The sequence below is a fragment of the Pseudomonas sp. 32A genome (assembly GCF_052682255.1).
In genome coordinates, this window is sequence record NZ_JBQYLY010000001.1 from 2,955,153 (window position 1) to 2,976,158 (window position 21,006).

The 21,006-nt window shown below is 61.1% G+C and carries 20 protein-coding genes; 10 read left to right on the forward strand and 10 right to left on the reverse strand.

The features are described from left to right. Positions 1-8 precede the first annotated feature (8 nt). The 3 genes from ACUN0G_RS13395 to folE2 are packed head-to-tail and all read right to left on the reverse strand — an operon-like array spanning position 9 to position 2,436. Positions 9-875: a metal ABC transporter permease gene (locus tag ACUN0G_RS13395; protein ID WP_445573636.1), complete on the reverse strand. Its 867-nt coding sequence runs from the start codon at positions 873-875 to the stop codon at positions 9-11. Continuing rightward, entirely contained in the window at positions 875-1,543 is a 669-nt protein-coding gene (locus ACUN0G_RS13400) for a metal ABC transporter ATP-binding protein (protein ID WP_421551193.1), read from the reverse strand. Before ACUN0G_RS13400 ends, ACUN0G_RS13395 begins: the two co-directional genes overlap by 1 nt. Then, a complete protein-coding gene (gene folE2 / locus ACUN0G_RS13405) occupies positions 1,540-2,436 on the reverse strand; it encodes a GTP cyclohydrolase FolE2 (protein ID WP_445573637.1) in 897 nt (298 codons plus the stop codon). Before folE2 ends, ACUN0G_RS13400 begins: the two co-directional genes overlap by 4 nt. A 127-nt stretch (positions 2,437-2,563) precedes the next feature. Here folE2 and ACUN0G_RS13410 point away from each other — a divergent pair, with 127 nt between their 5' ends. Further along, entirely contained in the window at positions 2,564-3,775 is a 1,212-nt protein-coding gene (locus ACUN0G_RS13410; RefSeq protein WP_445573638.1) for an N-acetylmuramoyl-L-alanine amidase, read from the forward strand. On the opposite strand, the gene ACUN0G_RS13415 is transcribed toward ACUN0G_RS13410, so the two are convergent. Continuing rightward, positions 3,772-4,140, reverse strand: a complete 369-nt coding sequence (locus tag ACUN0G_RS13415) for a glutamine synthetase (RefSeq protein ID WP_445573639.1) — start codon at positions 4,138-4,140, stop codon at positions 3,772-3,774. The genes ACUN0G_RS13410 and ACUN0G_RS13415 overlap by 4 nt on opposite strands. A gap of 127 nt (positions 4,141-4,267) precedes the next feature. Between ACUN0G_RS13415 and dksA the strand changes: the two genes are divergently transcribed. From dksA to ACUN0G_RS13435, 4 genes are read left to right on the forward strand one after another with little or no spacing between them, the layout of a single operon-like run. Further along, positions 4,268-4,672, forward strand: a complete 405-nt coding sequence (dksA, locus tag ACUN0G_RS13420) for an RNA polymerase-binding protein DksA (RefSeq protein ID WP_177043646.1) — start codon at positions 4,268-4,270, stop codon at positions 4,670-4,672. 27 nt (positions 4,673-4,699) lie between these two features. Further along, complete coding sequence (gene zigA / locus ACUN0G_RS13425; RefSeq protein ID WP_445573640.1) at positions 4,700-5,905, forward strand: zinc metallochaperone GTPase ZigA; 1,206 nt, start codon at positions 4,700-4,702, stop codon at positions 5,903-5,905. Beyond that, positions 5,905-6,549, forward strand: a complete 645-nt coding sequence (locus ACUN0G_RS13430) for a DUF1826 domain-containing protein (protein ID WP_445573641.1) — start codon at positions 5,905-5,907, stop codon at positions 6,547-6,549. The genes zigA and ACUN0G_RS13430 overlap by 1 nt, the downstream gene beginning before the upstream one ends. Positions 6,550-6,594: 45 nt before the next feature. Next, positions 6,595-7,557 carry a CobW family GTP-binding protein gene (locus tag ACUN0G_RS13435; protein WP_445573642.1) on the forward strand — a complete coding sequence of 321 codons (963 nt, stop codon included), beginning with the start codon at positions 6,595-6,597 and terminating at the stop codon, positions 7,555-7,557. Here the strand turns inward: ACUN0G_RS13435 and ACUN0G_RS13440 are convergent. Beyond that, positions 7,551-7,949, reverse strand: a complete 399-nt coding sequence (locus ACUN0G_RS13440) for a DUF3301 domain-containing protein (RefSeq protein ID WP_017476780.1) — start codon at positions 7,947-7,949, stop codon at positions 7,551-7,553. The genes ACUN0G_RS13435 and ACUN0G_RS13440 overlap by 7 nt on opposite strands. A 117-nt stretch (positions 7,950-8,066) precedes the next feature. On the opposite strand from ACUN0G_RS13440, the gene pdxY reads away from it, so the two are divergent. After that, a complete protein-coding gene (gene pdxY / locus ACUN0G_RS13445) occupies positions 8,067-8,939 on the forward strand; it encodes a pyridoxal kinase PdxY (RefSeq protein WP_445573643.1) in 873 nt (290 codons plus the stop codon). Here the strand turns inward: pdxY and ACUN0G_RS13450 are convergent. Continuing rightward, positions 8,936-9,421 (reverse strand): acyl-CoA thioesterase, encoded by a 486-nt coding sequence (locus tag ACUN0G_RS13450; RefSeq protein WP_076013223.1) that lies wholly within the window; start codon positions 9,419-9,421, stop codon positions 8,936-8,938. The two genes, pdxY and ACUN0G_RS13450, sit on opposite strands and share 4 nt — an antisense overlap. A 294-nt stretch (positions 9,422-9,715) precedes the next feature. Between ACUN0G_RS13450 and ACUN0G_RS13455 the strand changes: the two genes are divergently transcribed. Continuing rightward, the gene (locus ACUN0G_RS13455; protein WP_445573644.1) at positions 9,716-11,473 is read left to right on the forward strand and encodes a cation:proton antiporter; all 1,758 of its coding nucleotides are present in this window, start codon (positions 9,716-9,718) and stop codon (positions 11,471-11,473) included. Between the two features lie 109 nt (positions 11,474-11,582). Here ACUN0G_RS13455 and ACUN0G_RS13460 read toward each other — a convergent pair whose 3' ends face one another. The 3 genes from ACUN0G_RS13460 to uvrD all read right to left on the reverse strand — a co-directional run bounded on the left by ACUN0G_RS13460 (position 11,583) and on the right by uvrD (position 15,374). After that, on the reverse strand, positions 11,583-11,990 hold the full coding sequence (locus ACUN0G_RS13460; RefSeq protein ID WP_088421990.1) for an SMI1/KNR4 family protein: 408 nt from the start codon (positions 11,988-11,990) through the stop codon (positions 11,583-11,585). Between the two features lie 136 nt (positions 11,991-12,126). Further along, the gene (locus tag ACUN0G_RS13465; RefSeq protein WP_258342905.1) at positions 12,127-12,999 is read right to left on the reverse strand and encodes a Tim44 domain-containing protein; all 873 of its coding nucleotides are present in this window, start codon (positions 12,997-12,999) and stop codon (positions 12,127-12,129) included. Between the two features lie 191 nt (positions 13,000-13,190). Then, positions 13,191-15,374, reverse strand: a complete 2,184-nt coding sequence (uvrD, locus tag ACUN0G_RS13470; protein WP_258342904.1) for a DNA helicase II — start codon at positions 15,372-15,374, stop codon at positions 13,191-13,193. 279 nt (positions 15,375-15,653) lie between these two features. On the opposite strand from uvrD, the gene ACUN0G_RS13475 reads away from it, so the two are divergent. From ACUN0G_RS13475 to ACUN0G_RS13485, 3 genes are all read left to right on the forward strand, one after another. Further along, positions 15,654-18,527 (forward strand): EAL domain-containing protein, encoded by a 2,874-nt coding sequence (locus ACUN0G_RS13475; RefSeq protein ID WP_445573645.1) that lies wholly within the window; start codon positions 15,654-15,656, stop codon positions 18,525-18,527. Between the two features lie 162 nt (positions 18,528-18,689). After that, positions 18,690-19,556 carry a transcriptional regulator HexR gene (gene hexR / locus ACUN0G_RS13480; RefSeq protein WP_003213447.1) on the forward strand — a complete coding sequence of 289 codons (867 nt, stop codon included), beginning with the start codon at positions 18,690-18,692 and terminating at the stop codon, positions 19,554-19,556. Between the two features lie 224 nt (positions 19,557-19,780). Further along, positions 19,781-19,978 carry a PA3496 family putative envelope integrity protein gene (locus ACUN0G_RS13485; protein ID WP_081253237.1) on the forward strand — a complete coding sequence of 66 codons (198 nt, stop codon included), beginning with the start codon at positions 19,781-19,783 and terminating at the stop codon, positions 19,976-19,978. On the opposite strand, the gene ACUN0G_RS13490 is transcribed toward ACUN0G_RS13485, so the two are convergent. Continuing rightward, positions 19,908-20,882: a LysR family transcriptional regulator gene (locus ACUN0G_RS13490; RefSeq protein ID WP_445573646.1), complete on the reverse strand. Its 975-nt coding sequence runs from the start codon at positions 20,880-20,882 to the stop codon at positions 19,908-19,910. The genes ACUN0G_RS13485 and ACUN0G_RS13490 overlap by 71 nt on opposite strands. Between the last annotated feature and the right edge of the window lie 124 nt (positions 20,883-21,006).

Consider the following 21,006-nt stretch of genomic DNA (forward strand, 5'->3'; position numbering starts at 1 on the left):
GAAACACCTCATTGGGATGTAAGCAAAGGCGGGCGGCGCAACAAGCCGTGCACCGGACCGAAGACCACGGACAGCAAGTACAAGCCGCCAGCCACCAGCACAATCGCCGGGCCGCTGGGCAGCGAGTAGTAGAACGACAGCAACAAGCCAAGCCACACCGACAGGCATCCCAGCACCGCCGATATGGCGATCAACACCGGCAGGCGCCGGCTCCAGAAACGTGAAGCAATCGCCGGCAACATCATCAACCCGACCACCATCAAGGCGCCGATGGCCTGGAAGCCGATCACCAGGTTCAGCACCACCAGCGTCAGGAACAGGCCGTGAGCCAACGGGCCGAGGCGGCTGACGGTTTGCAGGAACAGCGGGTCGAGGGTGTCCAGCAGCAGCGGTTTGTAGATCACCACCATGGCGATCAGGCTGAAGCCGGAGACCCAGAGCATGCCGGTGAGGGTCGGGCCGTCGACCGCCAGGGCCGAGCCGAACAGCAGGTGCAGCAGGTCCAGGCGCTTGCCGGCGAGGCCAAGAATCAGCACGCCGCTGGCCAGGGAGATTGGGTAGATAGCGGCGAGGCTCGCGTCTTCCTTCAGCCCGGTGCGACGGGTGATCCACGCGGCGAGGCCGGCCATGCTCAGGCCGGCGCCCAGGCCACCGATGGTCAGTGCGGGCAAACTCAGGCCGGCGAACCAGAAGCCCAGGGCGGCGCCCGGCAGGATGCCGTGGGACACCGCGTCACCAATCAGGCTCATGCGACGCAGGATCAGGAACACCCCCAGCGGTGCCGTGCTGCACGCCAATACCAGCCCGCCGACAAGCGCGCGGCGCATGAAAACGAAGTCGAGAAACGGCATCCACAGGTGAACGGCGAAGTGCATCAGGCCACCTGCATGTGTGGCTGGGGGCGGATCAGTTCTTTGCTTGAGCCGAACACACAACCGCTGCTTTTGATCTGCACCACTTGCTGGGTGTGCTGGCGGACGGAGCCCAGGTCATGGCACACCACGACCACGGTGCGGCCTTCGTCGTGCCAGGCGTGGATGTGTTTCCAGCACAGCGCTTGGCCGTCTTCGTCGAGGGCGGCGTGGGGTTCGTCCAGCAGCAATATCGGTGACTCGGCCAAACTCATGCGGGCGAGCAGGGCGCGTTGCAGTTCGCCGCCCGACAAGGCCATCAGCGGCCGATGCTCCAGGCCACTGAGGCACCAGTCTTCGAGCACGGCGTTCAGGCGTTCGGTGCGTTGTTGCGGGGTTTGCTTGCTGCCCCAGAAGCCCGCGGCCACCAACTCTTGCAGGCTGATGGGGAACTGGCGGTCGAGGTTCTGTTGCTGGGGCAGGAACGACAGGCCACCCCGGCGTGGAACATCAATCGTCACTTTCCCGGCCAATGGCTTTTGCAAGCCGGCGATGACTTTCAGCAGGCTGCTTTTGCCGGTGCCGTTGGCGCCGATGATGCCGGTGAGGCTGCCTTTTTCCAGGGTGAAGTCGACAGCGGGCGTCAGTGGTTGGCCGGGAGCGCCCCAGCGCAGGGCGGTGCAGGTGATCATTCGGTAGGTCTCGTCCAGCGGCTTTCAGCCACGGCATCGTGCGCGTGCAGGCTTTCGGCGTGGATCACTTTCAAGTGGAAGGCAATGACCGCATCCGAGCGTTTCAAGGCGAGGTTCAGGCGGCGGGCGGCGTCTTCGCAGAACATCAGGTTCTGCCCGTTGGCCAGGGCGAAGGCTTGTTCGTCCGCGCGCTTTACGGCGGTTTGTACGGCGGTGCCAAGGGCTGCTTCGGTTTCGTCGATCAGTTGCGTCAGCGGCAGGGTTGGCTGGTCGCCTTGAAGGCGGATCTTTAACAGCGCGCTGCTGCGCTGGCTGTGGGGCGTGGCGACGATGCCGTTCGCGCTGCCCAGCCAGGTCAGCACGTCCTCGTGTTGCAACGGGGTGTTGCCGAAGTCTTCGATAAATTGCTGCTGAATCAATTGCCTGGCGAGGGCAGCCGAGCACGGGCAGGTTGAAGAGTAAGTAACGTCAATTTTTAGTTCCACGTGGAACATCTGGTTTTCCAGACGGGCTTCGATGCTCACCGGGTAGCTTTTCCAGCCGGCCAGCGGGCTGACCAAAGCGGGGCGCTTCAGCAGCAGATCCGCATGAATCCGCAGGTAGGCATTTGTGGATAAACCTTCATGACTGTCGAGAAAACGTTGCAATACACTGCGCAGCAGTGCTGGCGTAAGCGGCTGCTGTTCAAGCATCTCCAGCGCCAGATAAAGCCGAGACATATGAATGCCACGCGCTTCGCCGTCGTCCAGGCTGACGCCTGCATCGGCCTTGGCGCTGAGGCGCTGGCCGTCGATCTGAATGGGCAGGGCAATGCCGCACATGCCCACCCAATCCAGCGGCAAGGCTTGGCGTGAAGCCTGCGCGGCGATATCGGGCAGAGTCAGCGCGTTCATGAGCAGTCCATCGTTGGAAATAAAAAGACATGTTATATTATTACAATTGAATCGACGAAAGTTTTTCTGCTCTGTCTTTTATTCAGTCATGTCGAGTACGGACGCTCCTTTATTTGCGGTGTAAGTCATGCACAGACGTCAACTCCTCAACCTGCTGCTGGCCAGCGCGGTGTTCACCCTGCCCTTTGGTGTATCTGCCGCGCAGATCCGCAAAGCACGGCTGTGGCGCTCGGATAACAAGCTGCGGCTGGTGCTGGATCTCAGCGGCCCGGTGCAATACAAGACCTTCACCCTGACCGCGCCGGAGCGGTTGATCATTGATTTGAGCGGCGCGAAGTTGACCGGGGATTTCAGCCAACTGGCCCTGACCAACAGCGGCATTACCTCGATTCGCTCGGGGCACTTTGGCCAGGGTGATACGCGGATCGTGCTGGACTTGAAGGCGCCGATGCAGCTCAACAGCTTTCTGCTGCCGCCCCAGGATGGCCAAGGTCATCGCCTGGTGCTGGACCTGACCAGCGCCACCCGTGTACCTCAGCAAATCGCCGCGGCACCGGCGCCCCTGGCACCGCCGGTGGACAAGGCGCATCCGAAGCGCGACATCATCGTGGTGGTCGACCCCGGCCATGGCGGTAAAGACCCGGGCGCCATCGGCTCGAAGGGCCAGCGCGAAAAAGACGTGGTGCTGTCCATCGCCCAATTGCTGGCCAAGCGCTTGAAGCGTGAGAAGGGCTTCGATGTGAAGCTGGTGCGCAACGACGACTTCTTCGTGCCGCTGCGTAAACGCGTGGACATCGCCCGTCAGCACAAGGCCGACATGTTTATCTCGGTGCACGCCGATGCGGCGCCACGGCTCACGGCGTCAGGCGCTTCTGTCTATGCGTTGTCTGAAGGCGGTGCGACGTCCGCCACCGCGCGGTTCATGGCACAGCGGGAGAACGGCGCCGACCTGCTGGGCGCCACCACCTTGCTCAACCTCAAGGACAAAGACCCGATGCTCGCCGGCGTCATTCTCGACATGTCGATGAACGCCACCATCGCCTCCAGCCTGCAACTGGGCAGTTCGGTGCTGGGCAGCCTGCAAAGCATCACCTCGCTGCATCAAAAACGCGTGGAACAGGCCGGCTTTGCGGTACTCAAGTCGCCCGATGTGCCGTCGATCCTGGTGGAAACCGGATTTATCTCCAACACCCAGGACGCCCAGCGGCTGGTCACCGCGCGCCATCAACAGGCGGTGGCAGACGGTTTATTTGAAGGGTTGAAAAACTACTTCCAGAAGAACCCGCCAATGAACAGCTACATGGCGTGGGTTCAGGAACAGAAGAATGGCCAGGTCTAACAGCCGGTAATCCGGCTGCAGGTGAATGTGGCGCTGGCACCACCGGAACTGGAAAACCGGTTGATGGTGGTCCAGCCCACTCGCCGTGTGTAGCCCACCCACGCCTCACCATCGGATGCCAACCCGGTAAAGAACGTCAGCTGTCCGTAGCGGCTGTTGGTCTGTGCCCAGTAGCGTTTGCCGATCACCTCGAAACCCCGCAAATACGTGGTGCTGCCCGCCGTCGCGACGCTGTAGGCATTGCCCTGCGCGTCGACGCACGCCAGCAGGTTGGCGCTGCGGGTGCAGTTGGCCAACAGGCTGGGAACCTGGGCATTGGCCTGACTCGCCACCATCAGCAACACAGCGCACAACAGGTATTTCATAGAGGCTCTCGGGGCGTTATTCGGCTGCCAGCATTGCGCCCTTCGTCGTCACGAGCAAGGGGGATTGGCTTATTTGCATTGTTATACTATAACATTAAAAAACAGCCTGACCCGTGAACCACCTCCAATGACCGAACAAGACCTTCTCGCCCAACCCTCCGCCGACTACATGAATGAAGCTCAGCAAGGTTTCTTCCGCGAGCTGTTGCTGGCCCAGCGCAATGAGCTGCAAGTGCGCATCGACGCTGAATTCATGGTGCTGCGCGAACAGGAACCCAACAGCGATCCGGCCGATGTGGGCAGTGCTGAAGAACAGCGCCAATGGCAACTGCGCCTGCTGGAGCGCGAAAAGAAGCTGTTGGACAAAATCGACGAAGCCCTGGAACACCTGGCCCGCGGCGAATACGGCTGGTGCCGTGAAACCGGTGAGCCCATCGGCCTCAAGCGCCTGCTGCTGCGCCCCACGGCCACCCTGTGTATCGAAGCCAAAGAACGTGAAGAGCTGCGCGAACGCCATCAACGGGCGATTTGACCGGCCAACCCTGATGAGGAATACCTGATGCCCAATCGTCTCCCCGTTACTGTGCTGTCCGGATTCCTCGGCGCCGGTAAAAGCACGCTGCTCAACTACGTCCTGCGCAACCGCGAAAACCTGCGGGTGGCGGTGATCGTCAACGACATGAGCGAAATCAACATCGATGGCAGTGAGGTTCAGCGCGACGTCACTCTCAATCGCTCCGAAGAAAAACTGGTGGAGATGAGCAACGGCTGCATCTGCTGCACCTTGCGCGAAGATTTGCTGGAGGAAGTCGGAAAGCTCGCCAAGGAAGGTCGGTTCGATTACCTGCTGATTGAATCCACCGGTATCTCCGAGCCGTTGCCGGTGGCGGAAACCTTCACCTTTCGCGATGAAGAAGGCCAGAGCCTGGCAGATATCGCTCGGCTCGACACCATGGTCACCGTGGTCGACGGCATGAACTTTTTGCTCGACTACCAGGCTGCCGAAAGCCTGGCGTCGCGGGGCGAAACCCTGGGTGAAGAAGACGAACGCTCGATCACCGACCTGCTGATCGAGCAGATTGAATTCGCCGACGTGATCCTCATCAGCAAGATCGACCTGATCAGCAGCCGCGAGCGCGAGGAGTTGATGGCGATCCTGGAGCGGCTGAATGCTCAGGCGGAAATCATCCCGATGGTCATGGGCGAAGTGCCGCTGGCGAAGATCCTCAACACCGGTCGTTTCGACTTCGAACGCGCGTCCCAGGCGCCGGGCTGGTTGCAGGAATTGCGGGGCGAGCATGTGCCGGAAACCGAGGAATACGGCATCGCCTCCACCGCGTATCGCGCCCGCCGCCCATTTCATCCGCAGCGGTTTTTCGACTTTATCGACCGGCCTTGGGTGAATGGAAAACTGCTGCGCTCCAAGGGCTTTTTCTGGCTGGCCAGTAAACATCAGGACGCCGGCAGTTGGTCCCAGGCCGGCGGCCTGATGCGCCATGGTTTCGCCGGGCGCTGGTGGCGTTTTGTGCCGAAAACCCAGTGGCCGCAGGACGAGGAAGGTGTCGCCGCGATCATGAACAATTGGCAGCCGAGTACCGGCGATTGCCGCCAGGAACTGGTGTTTATCGGCCAGAACATCGACTTCGCGCAGATGACCGCCGAACTGGATGCCTGCCTGCTCAACGATGATGAAATGGCCACAGGCGTCGAAGGCTGGCGCTTGTTGGCTGATCCCTTTGGCCCTTGGTTCGAAGAGGCTGCCTGATGCTGGCACCGACCCTGAAACTGCGCCCGGTGATTCGCCAGACTCATGGTGAAACCCCGGCCGTGCTCACCGATATCCTTGAAGATGGCGTGAATCTCGCGGTGTGGCAGCGTCAGTTGCCGCTGCACATCGCCGAGTTCGGCGCGTTGCTGGTGGCGCTCAATGAGCCGTTGGCCGAGTCGCTGGTGGTTGAGTTGAACAGCGAAGACGCCGAGCCGAACCTGCAGGACTTTGCGTCAGGTAGCCGCGACCTTGAAGGTTACGAAGGCTTTATCGCCGATGTGTCGTGGCTGGTCAGCGCCTTTGCCTGTTTGCTGGGCGCCAAGCGCATCGGCGTGCGCCTGCGGCTGCTGGACAAGGCGATGTGCCCGCGTTTTCACGTGGACCATGTGCCGGTGCGGCTGATCACCACTTACGCCGGTATCGGCAGCCAGTGGTTGCGCGAAGGCGTGATGGAGCGGCGGCACCTGAGCCAGGCGAGCGCGGAGCCGGAAGCGCGCATTGAGCAAATCCACTGCGGTGAAGTGGCGTTGCTCAAGGGCGAAAAATGGCACGGCAACGAAGGCTTTGGCCTGATCCACCGCTCGCCGCAACTGCAAGCGGATGAGCGACGGTTGATCCTGACGCTGGATTGGTTGGCGTAACCGGGTAGGATCAAACCTCTCTACACGGTCTGAATGATGTCCACCATGCTGCAGAACATTCCCACCCACGTGATTGCCGGGCCCTTGGGCGCCGGCAAGACCAGCCTGATCAAGCACCTGCTGGCCCAGCGCCCGGCCAACGAGCGCTGGGCGGTGTTGATCAACGAGTTCGGGCAGATTGGCCTGGATGCCGCGTTGCTGACCCGCGATGACGACGGTATCGCCCTCGGGGAAGTGGCGGGTGGCTGCCTGTGTTGCGTCAACGGTGCGCCGTTCCAGGTAGGACTGGGCCGTTTGTTGCGTAAGGCCAAGCCGGACCGGCTGTTTATAGAGCCGTCCGGGTTGGGGCATCCGGCTCAACTGCTCAAGCAATTGCGGGAAGCGCCCTGGCAGCAGGTGCTGGCGGTGCAGCCGTGCGTGTTGGTACTGGATGCCCAGACGTTGGCGGCGGGCAAGCCATTACCTGATGCCCAACGTGAAGCATTGGCCAGCGCCGGACTGTTGGTATTGAACAAGAATGAAGCCCTGAGTGATGCGCAGCGCCTGGTGATTCAAGGGCAATTGCCTGACCGGCCGATCTATTGGACTCAGCAGGCGCAACTATCCCTGGCGCAATTGCCGGGTTTGAGCGCTCAAGCCGCAGCGGCTGTGGATAACTTCGAAGTGCCCAAAGGCGTGGGGCAAATGCCGGCCATCTGGACGGATCCGTCGGCGCCGATTTGCCTGAGTCAGGGCCAGGAGGATGGCTGGAGTATTGGTTGGCGCTGGCATCCGAGCCAGCAATTCGACCGGCAGCGCTTGCAGCAATGGCTGGAGTCGCTGGGCTGGCGGCGGGCAAAACTGGTTATCCACAGCCTCGACGGTTGGATGTCGGCCAACGCTGTGGATAACGCCGAGCTGGCTTGGCAGCCTAGCGAATGGCGCCGGGATTCGCGTATCGAATTGATCTTCAGTGAAGCGCAGGACATTGCGCAGTTACAGCGTGGGTTAGCCGATTGCCGTCAGTGACGGGTCTTGCTGCTGCCATGCTCCTGGCGCCACTGGCTTAGCTCGATGATCTCGGCGCTGGGCAGTGGCGTCTTGATTTCGAACGGGTAGGGCGCCAGCTCGATTTGCGCGCTATGGGCGCCGAACTGGGTGATGGTCCCCGGGTGCCGCGTTTCGCCGGTCACGGTGAATTCAAAGTTGTAGATCCGCGCCAGACGCCGCCGACCGCTGGCATCCTTCACAAAACCGATACGCTTCAACGCCACGGCGCCATCGAGCAGCTCGATGTCGAGCTTGGCGCAATGCTGCTTGACCCGTTCCAGCGCCCGCTCGCGCAGGCCGTGGTTGTGCCACAGCCAGGCGGCACCGGTCGCCAGCAGCATCAGCACGAAGATATTTCCGAGGGTCAGCATTCGATGAACTCCAACAAAGTGTGGCCAGCTTAACTGCGTCTCCGGTCTGTCGTACAGGCCGCGTTTAGTCGCATACTGCGCAGCCAGAAATTCAACCGCTTTACGGAAATCCCCTGCATGAAACGTACGCCCCATCTGCTTGCGATCCAGTCTCATGTGGTCTTTGGCCACGCCGGAAACAGCGCCGCCGTGTTCCCCATGCAACGGATCGGGGTGAACGTGTGGCCGCTCAATACCGTGCAGTTCTCCAACCACACTCAGTATGGTCAGTGGGCGGGAGAAGTGTTGGCGCCGCAGCAAATTCCTGCGCTGGTGGAAGGCATCGCGGCGATTGGCGAGCTGGGCAACTGTGATGCAGTGCTGTCGGGCTACCTGGGCAGTGCGGCCCAGGGGCGGGCGATCCTCACCGGCGTGGCACGAATCAAGGCGATCAACCCCAAGGCCCTGTACCTGTGCGACCCGGTGATGGGCCATCCGGAGAAAGGCTGCATCGTGCCCCAGGAGGTCAGCGACTTTCTGCTGGACGAAGCGGCGGCGATGGCCGACTTCCTGTGCCCCAACCAGTTGGAGCTGGACAGCTTTGCCGGGCGCAAGCCGCAGTCGCTGTTCGATTGCCTGGGCATGGCCCGTGCGCTGCTGGCTCGTGGGCCGAAAGCGGTGTTGGTCAAGCACCTGGATTATCCCGGCAAGCTGCCGGACGCCTTCGAGATGCTACTGGTAACAGCCGAAGGCAGCTGGCACCTGCGCCGGCCGTTGCTGGCGTTCCCGCGTCAGCCGGTGGGCGTGGGTGACCTGACGTCGGGCCTGTTCCTGGCGCGGGTGTTGTTGGGCGACAGCCTGGTGGCGGCCTTTGAGTTCACCGCTGCAGCGGTGCACGAAGTGCTGCTGGAAACTCAGGCATGCGCCAGCTATGAGCTGGAACTGGTGCGCGCCCAGGACCGGATTGCCCATCCGCGGGTTCGCTTCGAGGCAACCCCCATAGGGCTTTAAGGCCCGTCGGCCTTGATTTCCTGATAGCGCTTTTCCAGCTCCTGGCGAATCTGCCGACGTTGCTGGGCCTGTACAAACCGGCGCTTGTCTTCGCTGTTGTGTGGTTGCAGCGGTGGCACGGCGGCCGGTTTGCGCTGGTCATCCACCGCGACCATGGTGAAGAAGCAGCTATTGGTGTGGCGCACCGAACGCTCGCGGATGTTCTCGGTGACCACCTTGATCCCCACTTCCATCGACGTGTTGCCGGTGTAGTTGACCGAAGCCAGGAAGGTCACCAGCTCACCGACATGGATCGGCTCGCGAAAAATCACCTGGTCCACCGACAACGTCACCACATAGCGGCCGGCATAACGGCTGGCGCAGGCGTAGGCCACTTCGTCGAGGTATTTGAGCAGCGTGCCGCCGTGCACATTGCCTGAAAAGTTGGCCATGTCAGGGGTCATCAATACGGTCATCGACAGCTGGGCGTTTCCGGGTTCCATAGCACACTCACGGGTTGTAGGCATTGGGTGGGGAGGCACCTCTGCGGGTGCTGGAATCTTTGCAGAGCCATTCATAACGGGACGCTGGGCCCCGGCTTGCCGTCACGCCCGGGGCGATCTGTTTCCATATATTGCACCGGCTTTCTGTCGCAAGTCGCGGTGTTACCCTTCAAAAGCCCGCCTCAAGGGCAATTCTTACGATCAAGGCAGACTTTTCTTTCCGTTCATTGCGACCTTTCGGGGTGAATGCGTGGAAATGGGAAAAGCGCCAGTACCCTCAAGGAGCCCCTCGCCATGCACGCCATCAGCTTTATCCAGGACCTGGCCGTGATCATGCTGGTGGCCGGGGTGGTGACGATCCTGTTCCATCGGCTCAAGCAGCCGGTGGTGTTGGGGTATATCGTCGCCGGCTTCATTATCGGCCCACACACACCGCCTTTTGGCCTGATCCACGACGAAGACACGATCAAGACCCTGGCCGAGCTTGGGGTGATCTTCCTGATGTTCTGCCTGGGCCTGGAGTTCAGCCTGCGCAAGCTGTTCAAGGTCGGTGCCACGGCGTTTATCGCGGCGTTCCTCGAGATCATCCTGATGATCTGGATCGGCTACGAAATCGGCCGCTGGTTCGACTGGAACACCATGGACTCACTGTTCCTGGGCGCGATCCTGGCGATTTCCTCCACCACCATCATCGTCAAGGCCCTCAATGACCTGAAGATGAAAAACCAGCGCTTTGCCCAGCTGATTTTTGGCGTGCTGATCGTCGAAGACATCCTCGGCATCGGCATCATCGCTCTGCTGTCGAGCATCGCCGTCAGTGGCACGGTCAGCTCCGGCGAGGTGTTCTCCACCGTCGGCAAGCTCTCGTTGTTCATGATTGTCGCGCTGGTGATCGGGATCTTGCTGGTGCCACGCCTGCTGGAGTACGTGGCCAAATTCGAAAGCAACGAGATGCTGTTGATCACCGTGCTGGGCCTGTGTTTCGGCTTCTGCCTGCTGGTGGTCAAGCTGGAATACAGCATGGTGCTGGGGGCATTTTTGATCGGCGCAATCATGGCCGAATCCCGGCAGTTGTTGAAGATTGAACGCCTGATCGAACCGGTTCGCGACATGTTCAGTGCGATCTTCTTTGTTGCCATTGGCTTGATGATCGACCCGCAGATCCTCCTGCAATACGCCTGGCCGATCGCGGTGATTACCGTGGCCGTGGTGCTGGGCAAGATGTTGTCCTGCGGGCTGGGGGCGTTTATCGCGGGTAACGATGGCCGCACCTCGCTGCGGGTGGGGATGGGCCTGTCACAGATTGGCGAATTTTCATTCATCATCGCCGCGCTGGGGATGACGTTGCAGGTCACCAGCGATTTCCTGTATCCGGTGGCGGTGGCGGTGTCTGCGATCACCACGCTGCTTACCCCGTATCTGATTCGTGGCGCTGACCCGCTGTCGCTGAAGATAGCGGCTGTGATGCCCAAGCGCATGAGCCGGGTGTTCGGGATGTATGGCGAGTGGCTGCGCAGCATTCAGCCCCAGGGTGAGGGTGCGATGCTGGCGTCGATGATCCGCAAGATCATTTTGCAGGTGGGTGTGAATCTGGCGCTGGTGGTGGCGATCTTTTTTGCCGGCAGCTTTTTTGCGGCGCGCATTGGCGGTTATCTGGAAGGCTGGATCAGCGATCCGAGCTGGCAGAAAGCATTGATCTGGGGTGGCGCGCTGCTGCTGTCGCTGCCGTTCTTGATTGCGGCGTACCGCAAGCTCAAGGCGCTGTCGATGCTGCTGGCGGAGATGAGCGTGAAGCCGGAAATGGCGGGGCGCCACACTCAGCGCGTGCGCCGGGTGATCGCCGAGGTGATCCCGATTATTTCGCTGCTGGTGATTTTCCTGCTATTGGCAGCCTTGTCGGCCAGTATCCTGCCGACCAACAAGTTGCTGGTGCTGATCGCCGTGGTAGCGGCCGCCGTGGCCGCCGTGCTCTGGCGGTGGTTCATCCGCGTGCATACGCGGATGCAGGTCGCCTTGCTGGAGACCCTGGATAACCATAAGGACACATTGTAGGAGCGAGCTTGCTCGCGAAAAGCCTGAGAGCGCCGCGTCCCTCAGGAGGGCAGCGTTATCGTTGACGATTTTCGCGAGCAAGCTCGCTCCTACAGGGTGGTGCAGGGTTTCAGCTTTCCAGCCAGACGTCCCGCGCCCAGTGCCACACCGATTCCCAGGTCTCTTCGGTGACGAGTTCTTCTTCGCCGGACCACAGCACCACGGTGCCGTCTTCTTCGACGCAGTAGTAGTCGTCGCCGTCCTGGCAGATCGGGATTAATTCGCGCGGTACACCCAGATCCCAGGCGGTCGAGGCCACGTCAGGCAGGTAGGTGTGTGAGCCCGGGTCGGTGACTGTCACCGGCTCAAGGCTGCCATAGACCACATCGCTGACGGTCAGTAGAAACTCTTTGAAGACGAATGGAATATTGATGAAGAGTTCTTCTTCAATCTCCACCAGTTGGTCTTCGTCAGGCAGCTCCAGAGGAACCGGGACCGGTTCGTTGGCTTCACGCAATTGTTCGATAACTTCTTCCACGGCCGGGATCCTCTTGCTAGATGGCGCGGTTTATAGGGGCGTTTTATACAGTAGCTCGCTATAAGTGCAACCGTGAAATAGAAAACCCCGGACAAGTCCGGGGTTTTTGTTACAGCGCACTCGAAGCGTGCAGGGGTCAGCCGTTCTGGCGGATACCGGCGACCAGCCAAGGCTGGTTTTCGCCCTGTGGACGTTCCATGTTCCAGCTTTCGCTGAACACTTCGCCCTGGTCGAACCGCGAGGTCTTCGATACGCCGCTGAAGGTCAGGGTGGCGATGGTCTTGTCGGCGCGGTCATCCACACCTTCAAGCTGCACTTTCAGGTCTTCGATGTAGGTCGACTGGAAGCCGTCGCCCAAGTCAGCCCGTTCGCGCTTGAGGAACTCCAGCAATTGCGGGGTCACGAACTCGGCGATCTTGTCCATTTCGTTGGCGTCCCAGTGTTGCTGCAGCGCCTGAAAGTGGCCACGAGCGGCTTCGACGAAACGCTCTTCGTTGAACCAGGCTGGCGCATTGATCACCGGACGAGCGGCAGGTGCGGCCGAACCCCCAAAGATCGAACCCATGGCAGCAGGCTTCTGTTCGAACACTTCACGCTGCATCGGCGCGCCGGCTGGAGCCATGTGCTCCTGCTGCTTGCGACGACGGGCGGCGATAAAGCGGAAGATCAGGAAGGCGATGACCGCCATGATCAGGATGTCGAAGATCTGCATGCCCTGGAAGCCGCCGCCCATGAACATGGAGGCGAGCAGGCCACCGGCCGCGATACCGGCCAGAGGGCCCAACCAGCGCGAAGCACCGCCAGCCTTGGCAGCAGCGCCTGCGGCACCGGCAGCACCCGCGGTCGCAGCTGCGCCGCCCATGCCGCCGCCGGCAGGGGCCATTTGGCTGGTCTGGTGGCTCGGAGCCGAACCCATGGATTTGCCGCCACCGAAGCGCTTGGCGTTGGCGTCGAGGCTCATCGTCAGGCCGATGCACAACGCCATGGCGATGCTAAGAAAACGTTTCATAAAGGGAATTCCCATTTGTGGATTGCACGCGCGCCATGTTGCACAGGTGTGTTGGCAGTGGCCAGCGGCATAATGTTTCGGGCTTTTGCGTAGGGCCAATACCGAATCGTCTGTAGGACTTAGTACAGATATTGGCCCCACCGTTGCCAAATACAAGGGCGGGCCAACATCCTTCATGTTCCGCAGTTGTTTCAGATTGCTTCGAGCTTGGCGTAACCCATCATCAGCCACTTGCTGCCTTCGGCGAAGTTCACCTGCACCCGAGCCTGGGCACCGGAGCCTTCGAAGTTGAGGATCACGCCTTCGCCGAAGACCGCATGCTTGACGTGCTGGCCAAGGCTGAACGGCGTCTCGGGAATTTCAGAACCGGCAAACATGCTGCTGGAGTTCTGCTGCTGGCCGCCGCCGAACGGGCGACTGACGCTGTTGGACAGGCGCACTTCCTGAATCAGCCCTTTCGGCACTTCACGTACGAAGCGCGACACCTTGTTGTAGGTCTCACTGCCGTACAGGCGCCGGGTTTCGGCGTAGGTCATCACCAGGTTCTGCATCGCCCGGGTGATGCCCACATAGGCCAGGCGGCGTTCCTCTTCCAGGCGGCCGGGCTCTTCCAGGCTCATCTTGTGGGGGAACAGGCCTTCTTCCATGCCCACCAGGAACACGTACGGGAACTCCAGGCCCTTGGCGCTGTGCAAAGTCATCAGCTGGATGCTGTCTTCATGCTCGTCAGCCTGGGTGTCGCCCGCTTCCAGCGAAGCGTGGCCGAGGAATGCCGCCAGTGGCGTCAGGTCTTCGTCCTCTTCGTTGTTTTCGAACGCGCGGGCGGCGCTGACCAGTTCCTCAAGGTTTTCTACCCGGGCCTGGCCTTTCTCGCCTTTTTCCGCTTCGTGGTAGGCGATCAGGCCGGACTGCTCGATCACGGTCTGAGTCATCAGGTGCAGGGGCATGTCCATGCACTTGGCGGCCAGGTTCTCGATCAGCTCGACAAACACGCTCAAGGCACCGGCAGCACGGCCGGTCAGGCCCTTGTTGGCGATCAGCAGGCGCATGGCTTCCCACATCGACACATCGCTGTGGCGGGCATGGTCGCGAATCGCCTCGACGGTCTTCTCGCCGATGCCGCGGGCCGGGATATTGATCACCCGCTCCAACGCCGCATCGTTGCCGCGACCTTCCAGCAAGCGCAGGTAGGCCATGGCGTTCTTGATTTCAGCACGTTCGAAGAAGCGCTGGCCGCCATAGATACGGTACGGAATGCGCTCGCGCAGCAAGGCCTCTTCCAGCACCCGCGATTGGGCGTTGGAACGATAAAGAATCGCGATATCGCTGCGGGCCAGGCCGGTTTTCAGGGCGCTTTCGATGGTTTCCACCACGTAGCGCGCTTCATCGTGTTCGTTGAAGGCGGCGTACAGGTTGATCGCTTCGCCTTCGCCGCCGTCGGTCCACAACTCTTTGCCCAGGCGCCCGGTATTGTTGGCGATCAAGGCGTTGGCGGCCTTGAGAATCCCGGCTGTGGAGCGGTAGTTCTGCTCCAGGCGAATGGTTTCGGCGTCCGGGAAGTCGTCGCTGTACTGGTAGATGTTCTCGATTTTCGCGCCGCGCCAGCCGTAGATCGACTGATCGTCGTCGCCCACCACCATCAGGCTGTCGCCGCCCTTGGCCAGCAGGCGCAACCAGGCGTACTGCACGGCGTTGGTGTCCTGGAACTCGTCCACCAGGATGTGGCGGAAGCGCTTCTGGTAGTGCGCCAGCAGGCCCGGGTTGTCGCGCCACAGGTCGAGGGCGCGCAACAGCAATTCGGAGAAGTCGATGACGCCGGCGCGTTGGCAGGCCACTTCATAGGCTTCATAAATGCTGCGCATGGTGGCCAGGAACAGATCGCCGCTGGCCTGGATATGTTGCGGACGCAGGCCTTCATCTTTCTGGCCATTGATAAACCACTGGGCCTGACGGACCGGCCAGCGTTGTTCATCCAGGCCCAGCTCGCGGATCACCCGCTTGACCAGGCGTTGCTGGTCGTCGCTGTCGAGAATCTGGAAGGTCTGGCTCAGGCCGGCTTCCTGCCAATGAGCCCGCAGCAGGCGGTGCGCCAGGCCGTGGAAGGTGCCCACCCACATACCGGCCGGGCTGATGCCCATCAACTGCTCGATGCGATGACGCATCTCGGCAGCGGCCTTGTTGGTGAAGGTCACTGACAGGATGGAGTGAGGTGAGGCGTTCTCGACCTGGATCAACCAGGCGATACGGTGCACCAGCACTCGGGTTTTACCGGAGCCAGCACCGGCCAGGACCAACTGACGGCCAACGGGGGCAGCTACGGCCTGGCGTTGGGCATCGTTGAGGGAGTTCAGCAAAAGGGAGAGATCATCGCGCATCGGCGCATTCTAGGGTGCCCGGGGGAGTCGGGCAAATCCCAATGCCGGATGGTCGCGGGAAAACTTCAGGGCCTGCACTGGATAAGGCAACAATCTATTCACGGTGATGACCGGTCGGTCATTGGCCGCAGCCCGCGCCCTGTCTCACTCAAGCTGTCTGGCTCCAAGGTTTGCGCCTGATTGTCGCGCTGTTTTTATGACGTGGAGCAGTTTGGCCCGAGCGTTTGCTTGTGTATGCTCCGTCGACGTTTCGGGCTCACCATTATAAGAACACTGCCTATGACCCTTAGCATTGACCTGGCTGGCCCCTCGGTGGCGCCGGCGCAGGTTATCCGCAAACACTACGCCATGGAGATGGCGGTCGAGCGCACGCGCCTGCTTTACCAAGGCTCCCTGCTGCCTACCTTATTAATGCTGGTGAACGGACTGGTCTGCGCCTGGTTACTCTGGAGCCCGCAGCGTTACCTGCTGGACAGCATTTGGCTGGTGTGGCTGGTGGCGTTGGTGGCCCTGCGGGTGATTCAGGTGGCGGCGTTCGATTCGGCCATGCCGAGCCGCCAGGCGCAGCCGATCTGGCGCCGCATGTTCATGCTGGGTTCGGCCGTCAGCGGCCTGACGCTGGCCAGTGCTGCCATCGCCCTGGTACCGGTGGACAGCTTTGCGCAGCAGGCCTGGGTGTTCGGCTTGCTCGGCGCGGCGACCTTGTCCGCCAGTGTGGCCTACGCCGTCAGCCTGCCAGCATTCCTGTCGTTTGCCGTGCCTTGCCTGGTGCCGGCGATTATCTATCTGTTCTGGAGCGGTGACCCTCAGCAACAAGGCTGGGGTTGCCTGGGCCTGATTCTGCTGGCATCCCTGAGCCTGGTGGCGTGGCAGGTCAATCGCCTGATCCAGCGCGGGCTGCTCAGGCGCTTCCAGAACCAGGCGTTGATCGAGCATCTGCAGCAAGCGCAGCAGCGCAGCGAGCAGTTGAACCAGGAGCTGGTGCGTGAAGTGGAGCAACGACGCCAGGTCGAGCAGGAGCTGCGTGAGGCGCAGATCGGCCTGCAGCAGCGCGTCGATCAGCGTAGCCAGGAACTGGATGCCGCCAGCCTGGCCCTGAGCAAAAGCGAGGCACGCCTGGCGATGGCGTTGCAGGCCAGCGAACTGGGTCTGTGGGACTGGAACCTGCAAACCGACGAGGTCCACCACACCCAACTCAAGGAACTGTTCGGCCTGGAGCCGGAATACGTCACGGCGATGCTCAGCCATCTCAAGCCGCGGCTGCACCCGGACGATTTGCCGCTGCTCAAGCGTGCGCTGGTGGAACACCTCAAAGGCCGCAGCGAGGATTACCTGGTGGAATACCGGGTGCGCCATGGCGATGGCCATTGGGTGTGGATTCAGGACCGTGGCCGCGCCGTGGAGCGCTCGCCCAGTGGGCGCGTTACGCGGATGCTCGGCACCCGCCGCGACATCAGCGCCGGCAAGGTCCTGGAAGAACAGCAGCGCCTGGCATCGACGGTGTTCGAGGCAGCCAGCGAAGGCATTGTGATCCTGAACCCGGACTACGTGCTGGTGGCGGTCAACCAAGCGTTCAGCCGCGTCACCGGCTTCGATATTGATGACATGATCGGCCTCAATGTCGTTGAACTGCCCAGCAGCCGCGACGCGCGTCGCCATTTCCCGGTGATCCGCCAGGCGCTGCTCAGCCACGGCACCTGGCAGGGCGAGCTGGTGGAAACCCGCAAGAACGGCGAACTCTACCCACAATGGCTGCAACTCAATGTAGTGCGGGATATTCGGGGAAATGTCAGTCATATCGTCGGTTTCTTCGCTGATCTGTCTGCGCGGCGCGAATCCGAGGAGCGCATGCGCTACCTCACGCATTACGACGAATTGACCGGGTTGGCCAACCGTTCGCTGTTCCGCGAGCGGCTGCGCGAAGCCCATCAACGGGTGCGCCAAGGCGGCCGCAGCCTGGCCTTGCTGCATATCAACCTGGACCGGTTCAAGCTGCTCAACGACAGCCTCGGGCATGAAGTGGCCGACCAGTTATTGCAGAAAATGGCCCGCCGCTTGATCAATGCCTTGCCCGAAGCCGACACCATTGCGCGGCTCTCTGGTGATGAATTCGCCGTGTTGTTCGATGCGTACGGCAACCTGTCGAGCCTGGCGCGGGTGGCCACGCGGCTGCTGGCCAAGTTGCGGGTGCCGGTGACGGTGGAGGGGCATGAACTGGTGGTCAGCGCCTCAATGGGCGTCAGCCTGTTGCCCGACAATGCGCGGGAAATATCCGCGCTGGTCAGCCAATCGAACATGGCCATGCAGCACGCCAAGCATTTGGGCGGGAATAATTTCCAGTTCTACACCGACAGCCTCCAGGCCAGCACCCTGGAGCGTTTGCAACTGGAAAACCAGCTGCGCAAGGCGATTGATGAGCGCCAGCTCACGGTGTTCTACCAGCCCAAGCTGTGCCTGGCCAGTGGCAAGCTGAATGCCGCCGAGGCCTTGATTCGCTGGGAGCATCCGCAGTGGGGCATGGTGCCGCCGGGGGATTTTATCGGGCTGGCCGAAGAAACCGGATTGATCGTACCGCTTGGGGAGTTGGTGTTGCGCCAGGCCTGCTGGCAGGCCTGTGAGTGGCAGCGCCAGGGGCTTGAACCGATCCGTGTGTCGGTCAACCTGTCGGTGCACCAGTTGCGCCAAGGGAAGCTGGTCAGTCTGGTGCGTCAGGTGCTGGAAGAAACCGGGCTTGATCCGCAGTACCTGGAGCTGGAGCTGACCGAAAGCCAACTGCTCGACAGTGTCGAACACATCATTTCCACCTTCCAGCAACTGCGTGACTTGGGTGTGAAACTGGCGATTGATGATTTCGGCACCGGCTACTCGTCCCTCAGCTACCTCAAGCGCATCCCCGTGGATTACGTGAAGATCGACCAGACCTTCATCCGCGGCCTCGGGCAGGGCCGCGAAGATGCTTCGATCACCCGTGCAATCATCGCCATGGCCCACGGGCTGTCGCTCAAGGTGGTGGCCGAGGGCGTGGAAGATCAACAGCAGTTGGATTTCCTGCGGGCCGAGCAATGCGATGAAGTGCAGGGCTATTTGATCAGTCGGCCGGTGGAAGCGGACGGCCTGGCGGATTTGTTACGAAAAAATGCCGATTTTCCGTAGTTGAGCCCAAGCCGCACGCGGGGCTACATCGGTCCTGCCCGCTGTTTCAGCGGGCAGCAGCGTGATTAAGTGATGCATCGAGCGGGCAAATCGGTAATTCTTGTAGTATAACTACAAGCTTGCTACATCCCTGGCGTCTGCCAATAACAAGAGTCCAGCCCTTTGAACCTGTTGCAACATATCGCCCAGTCGCGCCACCTGTTACGCAAATCGGAACTCAAGGTTGCCGATCACGTGCTGCTTGACCCTGCGGCTGTGATGCACAGTTCCATGGCCGACCTGGCCCACAGCGTGGGCATCAGCGAGCCGACCATCGTGCGCTTCTGCCGCGCCATTGGTTGCTCCGGGTTTCAGGACTTGAAGCTCAAGCTGGCCCAGAGCCTCGCCGCCGGTGCGAGCTTCGGGCAGTTCGCGATTCACGAAGACGACTCCGTCGCCGACTACAGCCTGAAAATCTTCGACACCACCCTGCATACCCTGATGGAAGTGCGGGAAAAGCTCGACCCGGTAGAACTGCAAAAAGCCGTGACTGCCATGTCCCAGGCCCAGCGCGTGGAGTTCTATGGTTTCGGCGCGTCCGGTGCGGTGGCGGCGGATGCCCAGCACAAGTTCTTCCGTTTGCTGCTGACGGCGGCGGCCTACAGCGACCCGCACATGCAGGCGATGTCGGCGGTGACGTTGAAGCCTAGCGACGTGGCGATCTGCATTTCCCAGTCGGGCCGCTCCAAGGATTTGCTGATCACCGCCAACCTGGTGCGTGAAAGCGGCGCGACCCTGATTACCCTGTGCCCGAGCCAGACGCCATTGGCGGAGCTGTCGACCGTCAACCTGGCGATCGATGTGCACGAGGACACTGAAATCTACACGCCGCTGACCTCGCGTATCGCCCACCTGGTGGTGATCGACGTGCTGGCGATGGGCGTGGCCATGGCGCGCGGCCCGAGCCTGGTCAACCACCTCAAGAGCGTAAAGCGCAGCTTGCGCAGCCTTCGGTTGTCACCCAAGTCCGTAAAAGCCCTCGACGACTGACTCAAGGGCGTACACGGTCAAAATGTGGGAGCTGGCTTGCCTGCGATAGCGATCTGTCAGTTGCCATCTTCATTGGCTGATGCACCGTTATCGCAGGCAAGCCAGCTCCCACAGTTGATCGTGTTGAGCCTCGGAAGATTCATCGTCCTGTCATCCCCGTGCCGCTAAACCGTCATTGCCCGAGCCCATCCTGAACTCCCCTTACTCGCATTGGGAGACTCGAAATGGCTCGGCAATACGAAGAAAGCAACAGCGCTGTCAAAACCCGCCGCCAACAGGAAGACCAGCGCCGCATGGCCTTCCGTCGCGCAATTGAAGACCGCTGCGATCAGCGCCAATTGCAACAGAGCATCAGTGACTATCCGGAGCTCCACTGGCAGGCGCCCGCAGCTGCCCAGCGAAGCGCTCAGCCAGCGCGCTGATCTGTAGCCGCTCGCTGCGGATAAAGCCCAGGAAGGCATGGGCCACCGGTGACAGACGCTTGGCCTTGGCCTTCACCAGGCACCAGCTGCGGTACAGCGGCAGTTCTTCCACCGGCAGCTCCTTGAGCCCGCCGGTGGCCAGTTCCAGGTTGACCGCGTGGCGTGTCAGCAGCGCCACGCCCAACCCGGCGGTCACGCACTCCCGCTGTGCCTCGGCGGAAGACACTTCCACTGTCTGGGTGAAGTGCACGCGCTTCTCTTTGAAGTACTCCTCGCACGCCATCCGCGTCCCGGACCCTGGCTCGCGCAACAGCAGCGTGTAAGGCTCAAGGTCCTGCAAGCGCAGTGGCCCTTGATGGCTCAGCGGATGATCGTGGGGCGCCACCGCGACAATCGGGTTGTTCAGGAACGGCAGGAATTCCAGGCCCATGTCCTGGGGCACCATGGACATGATCACCAGGTCATCACGGTTGTCCGACAGCCTGCGAATCACCTGGGCGCGGTTGACCACCGTCAGGTGCAGGTTGACCTCAGGGTGCTGGCGCTTGAAGGCGGCAAACAGGTGCGGCACGAAGTACTTGGCGCTGGATTCCACCGCCAGTTTCAACTGGCCTTGCAACGAGCCCTGCATGTCCGAAAGCTGCATATCGAGGTTTTCCAGGCGCCCGAAGATATCTCGGCTGGCCCTTTGCAACGCTTCGGCTGCTTCAGTCATATAGAGCTTTTTGCCGACGTAATCGAATAACGGCTGGCCCAGCAGCTCTTCCAGCTGCTTGATTTGTAGGCTAACGGCCGGCTGCGTGAGAGACATTTCCTCGGCCGCGCGGCTGTAGGAGCGCAAATCACAGACCTCATTGAAAATCTGCAACTGACGCAATGTCATACGCATCAATGACTTACGCATTACTCAAACCTCCCCGCCAACCCCTGATGCGCTGACTATAAGTCTTTACTTATACACAACCCAATTATTATTGATTTTTGTTAATCCCTGCAGGGGCATAGTGTGTGTCTCGCGACTGGCTTGA

What these genes read in the sequence shown, in the direction of transcription:
- ACUN0G_RS13395 (WP_445573636.1), bottom strand. Translation starts at nt 875, where the DNA reads ATGCACTTCGCCGTTCACCTGTGGATGCCGTTTCTCGACTTCGTTTTC.
- ACUN0G_RS13400 (WP_421551193.1), bottom strand. Translation starts at nt 1,543, where the DNA reads ATGATCACCTGCACCGCCCTGCGCTGGGGCGCTCCCGGCCAACCACTG.
- folE2 (WP_445573637.1), bottom strand. Translation starts at nt 2,436, where the DNA reads ATGAACGCGCTGACTCTGCCCGATATCGCCGCGCAGGCTTCACGCCAA.
- ACUN0G_RS13410 (WP_445573638.1), top strand. Translation starts at nt 2,564, where the DNA reads ATGCACAGACGTCAACTCCTCAACCTGCTGCTGGCCAGCGCGGTGTTC.
- ACUN0G_RS13415 (WP_445573639.1), bottom strand. Translation starts at nt 4,140, where the DNA reads ATGAAATACCTGTTGTGCGCTGTGTTGCTGATGGTGGCGAGTCAGGCC.
- dksA (WP_177043646.1), top strand. Translation starts at nt 4,268, where the DNA reads ATGACCGAACAAGACCTTCTCGCCCAACCCTCCGCCGACTACATGAAT.
- zigA (WP_445573640.1), top strand. Translation starts at nt 4,700, where the DNA reads ATGCCCAATCGTCTCCCCGTTACTGTGCTGTCCGGATTCCTCGGCGCC.
- ACUN0G_RS13430 (WP_445573641.1), top strand. Translation starts at nt 5,905, where the DNA reads ATGCTGGCACCGACCCTGAAACTGCGCCCGGTGATTCGCCAGACTCAT.
- ACUN0G_RS13435 (WP_445573642.1), top strand. Translation starts at nt 6,595, where the DNA reads ATGCTGCAGAACATTCCCACCCACGTGATTGCCGGGCCCTTGGGCGCC.
- ACUN0G_RS13440 (WP_017476780.1), bottom strand. Translation starts at nt 7,949, where the DNA reads ATGCTGACCCTCGGAAATATCTTCGTGCTGATGCTGCTGGCGACCGGT.
- pdxY (WP_445573643.1), top strand. Translation starts at nt 8,067, where the DNA reads ATGAAACGTACGCCCCATCTGCTTGCGATCCAGTCTCATGTGGTCTTT.
- ACUN0G_RS13450 (WP_076013223.1), bottom strand. Translation starts at nt 9,421, where the DNA reads ATGGAACCCGGAAACGCCCAGCTGTCGATGACCGTATTGATGACCCCT.
- ACUN0G_RS13455 (WP_445573644.1), top strand. Translation starts at nt 9,716, where the DNA reads ATGCACGCCATCAGCTTTATCCAGGACCTGGCCGTGATCATGCTGGTG.
- ACUN0G_RS13465 (WP_258342905.1), bottom strand. Translation starts at nt 12,999, where the DNA reads ATGAAACGTTTTCTTAGCATCGCCATGGCGTTGTGCATCGGCCTGACG.
- uvrD (WP_258342904.1), bottom strand. Translation starts at nt 15,374, where the DNA reads ATGCGCGATGATCTCTCCCTTTTGCTGAACTCCCTCAACGATGCCCAA.
- ACUN0G_RS13475 (WP_445573645.1), top strand. Translation starts at nt 15,654, where the DNA reads ATGACCCTTAGCATTGACCTGGCTGGCCCCTCGGTGGCGCCGGCGCAG.
- ACUN0G_RS13485 (WP_081253237.1), top strand. Translation starts at nt 19,781, where the DNA reads ATGGCTCGGCAATACGAAGAAAGCAACAGCGCTGTCAAAACCCGCCGC.
- ACUN0G_RS13490 (WP_445573646.1), bottom strand. Translation starts at nt 20,882, where the DNA reads ATGCGTAAGTCATTGATGCGTATGACATTGCGTCAGTTGCAGATTTTC.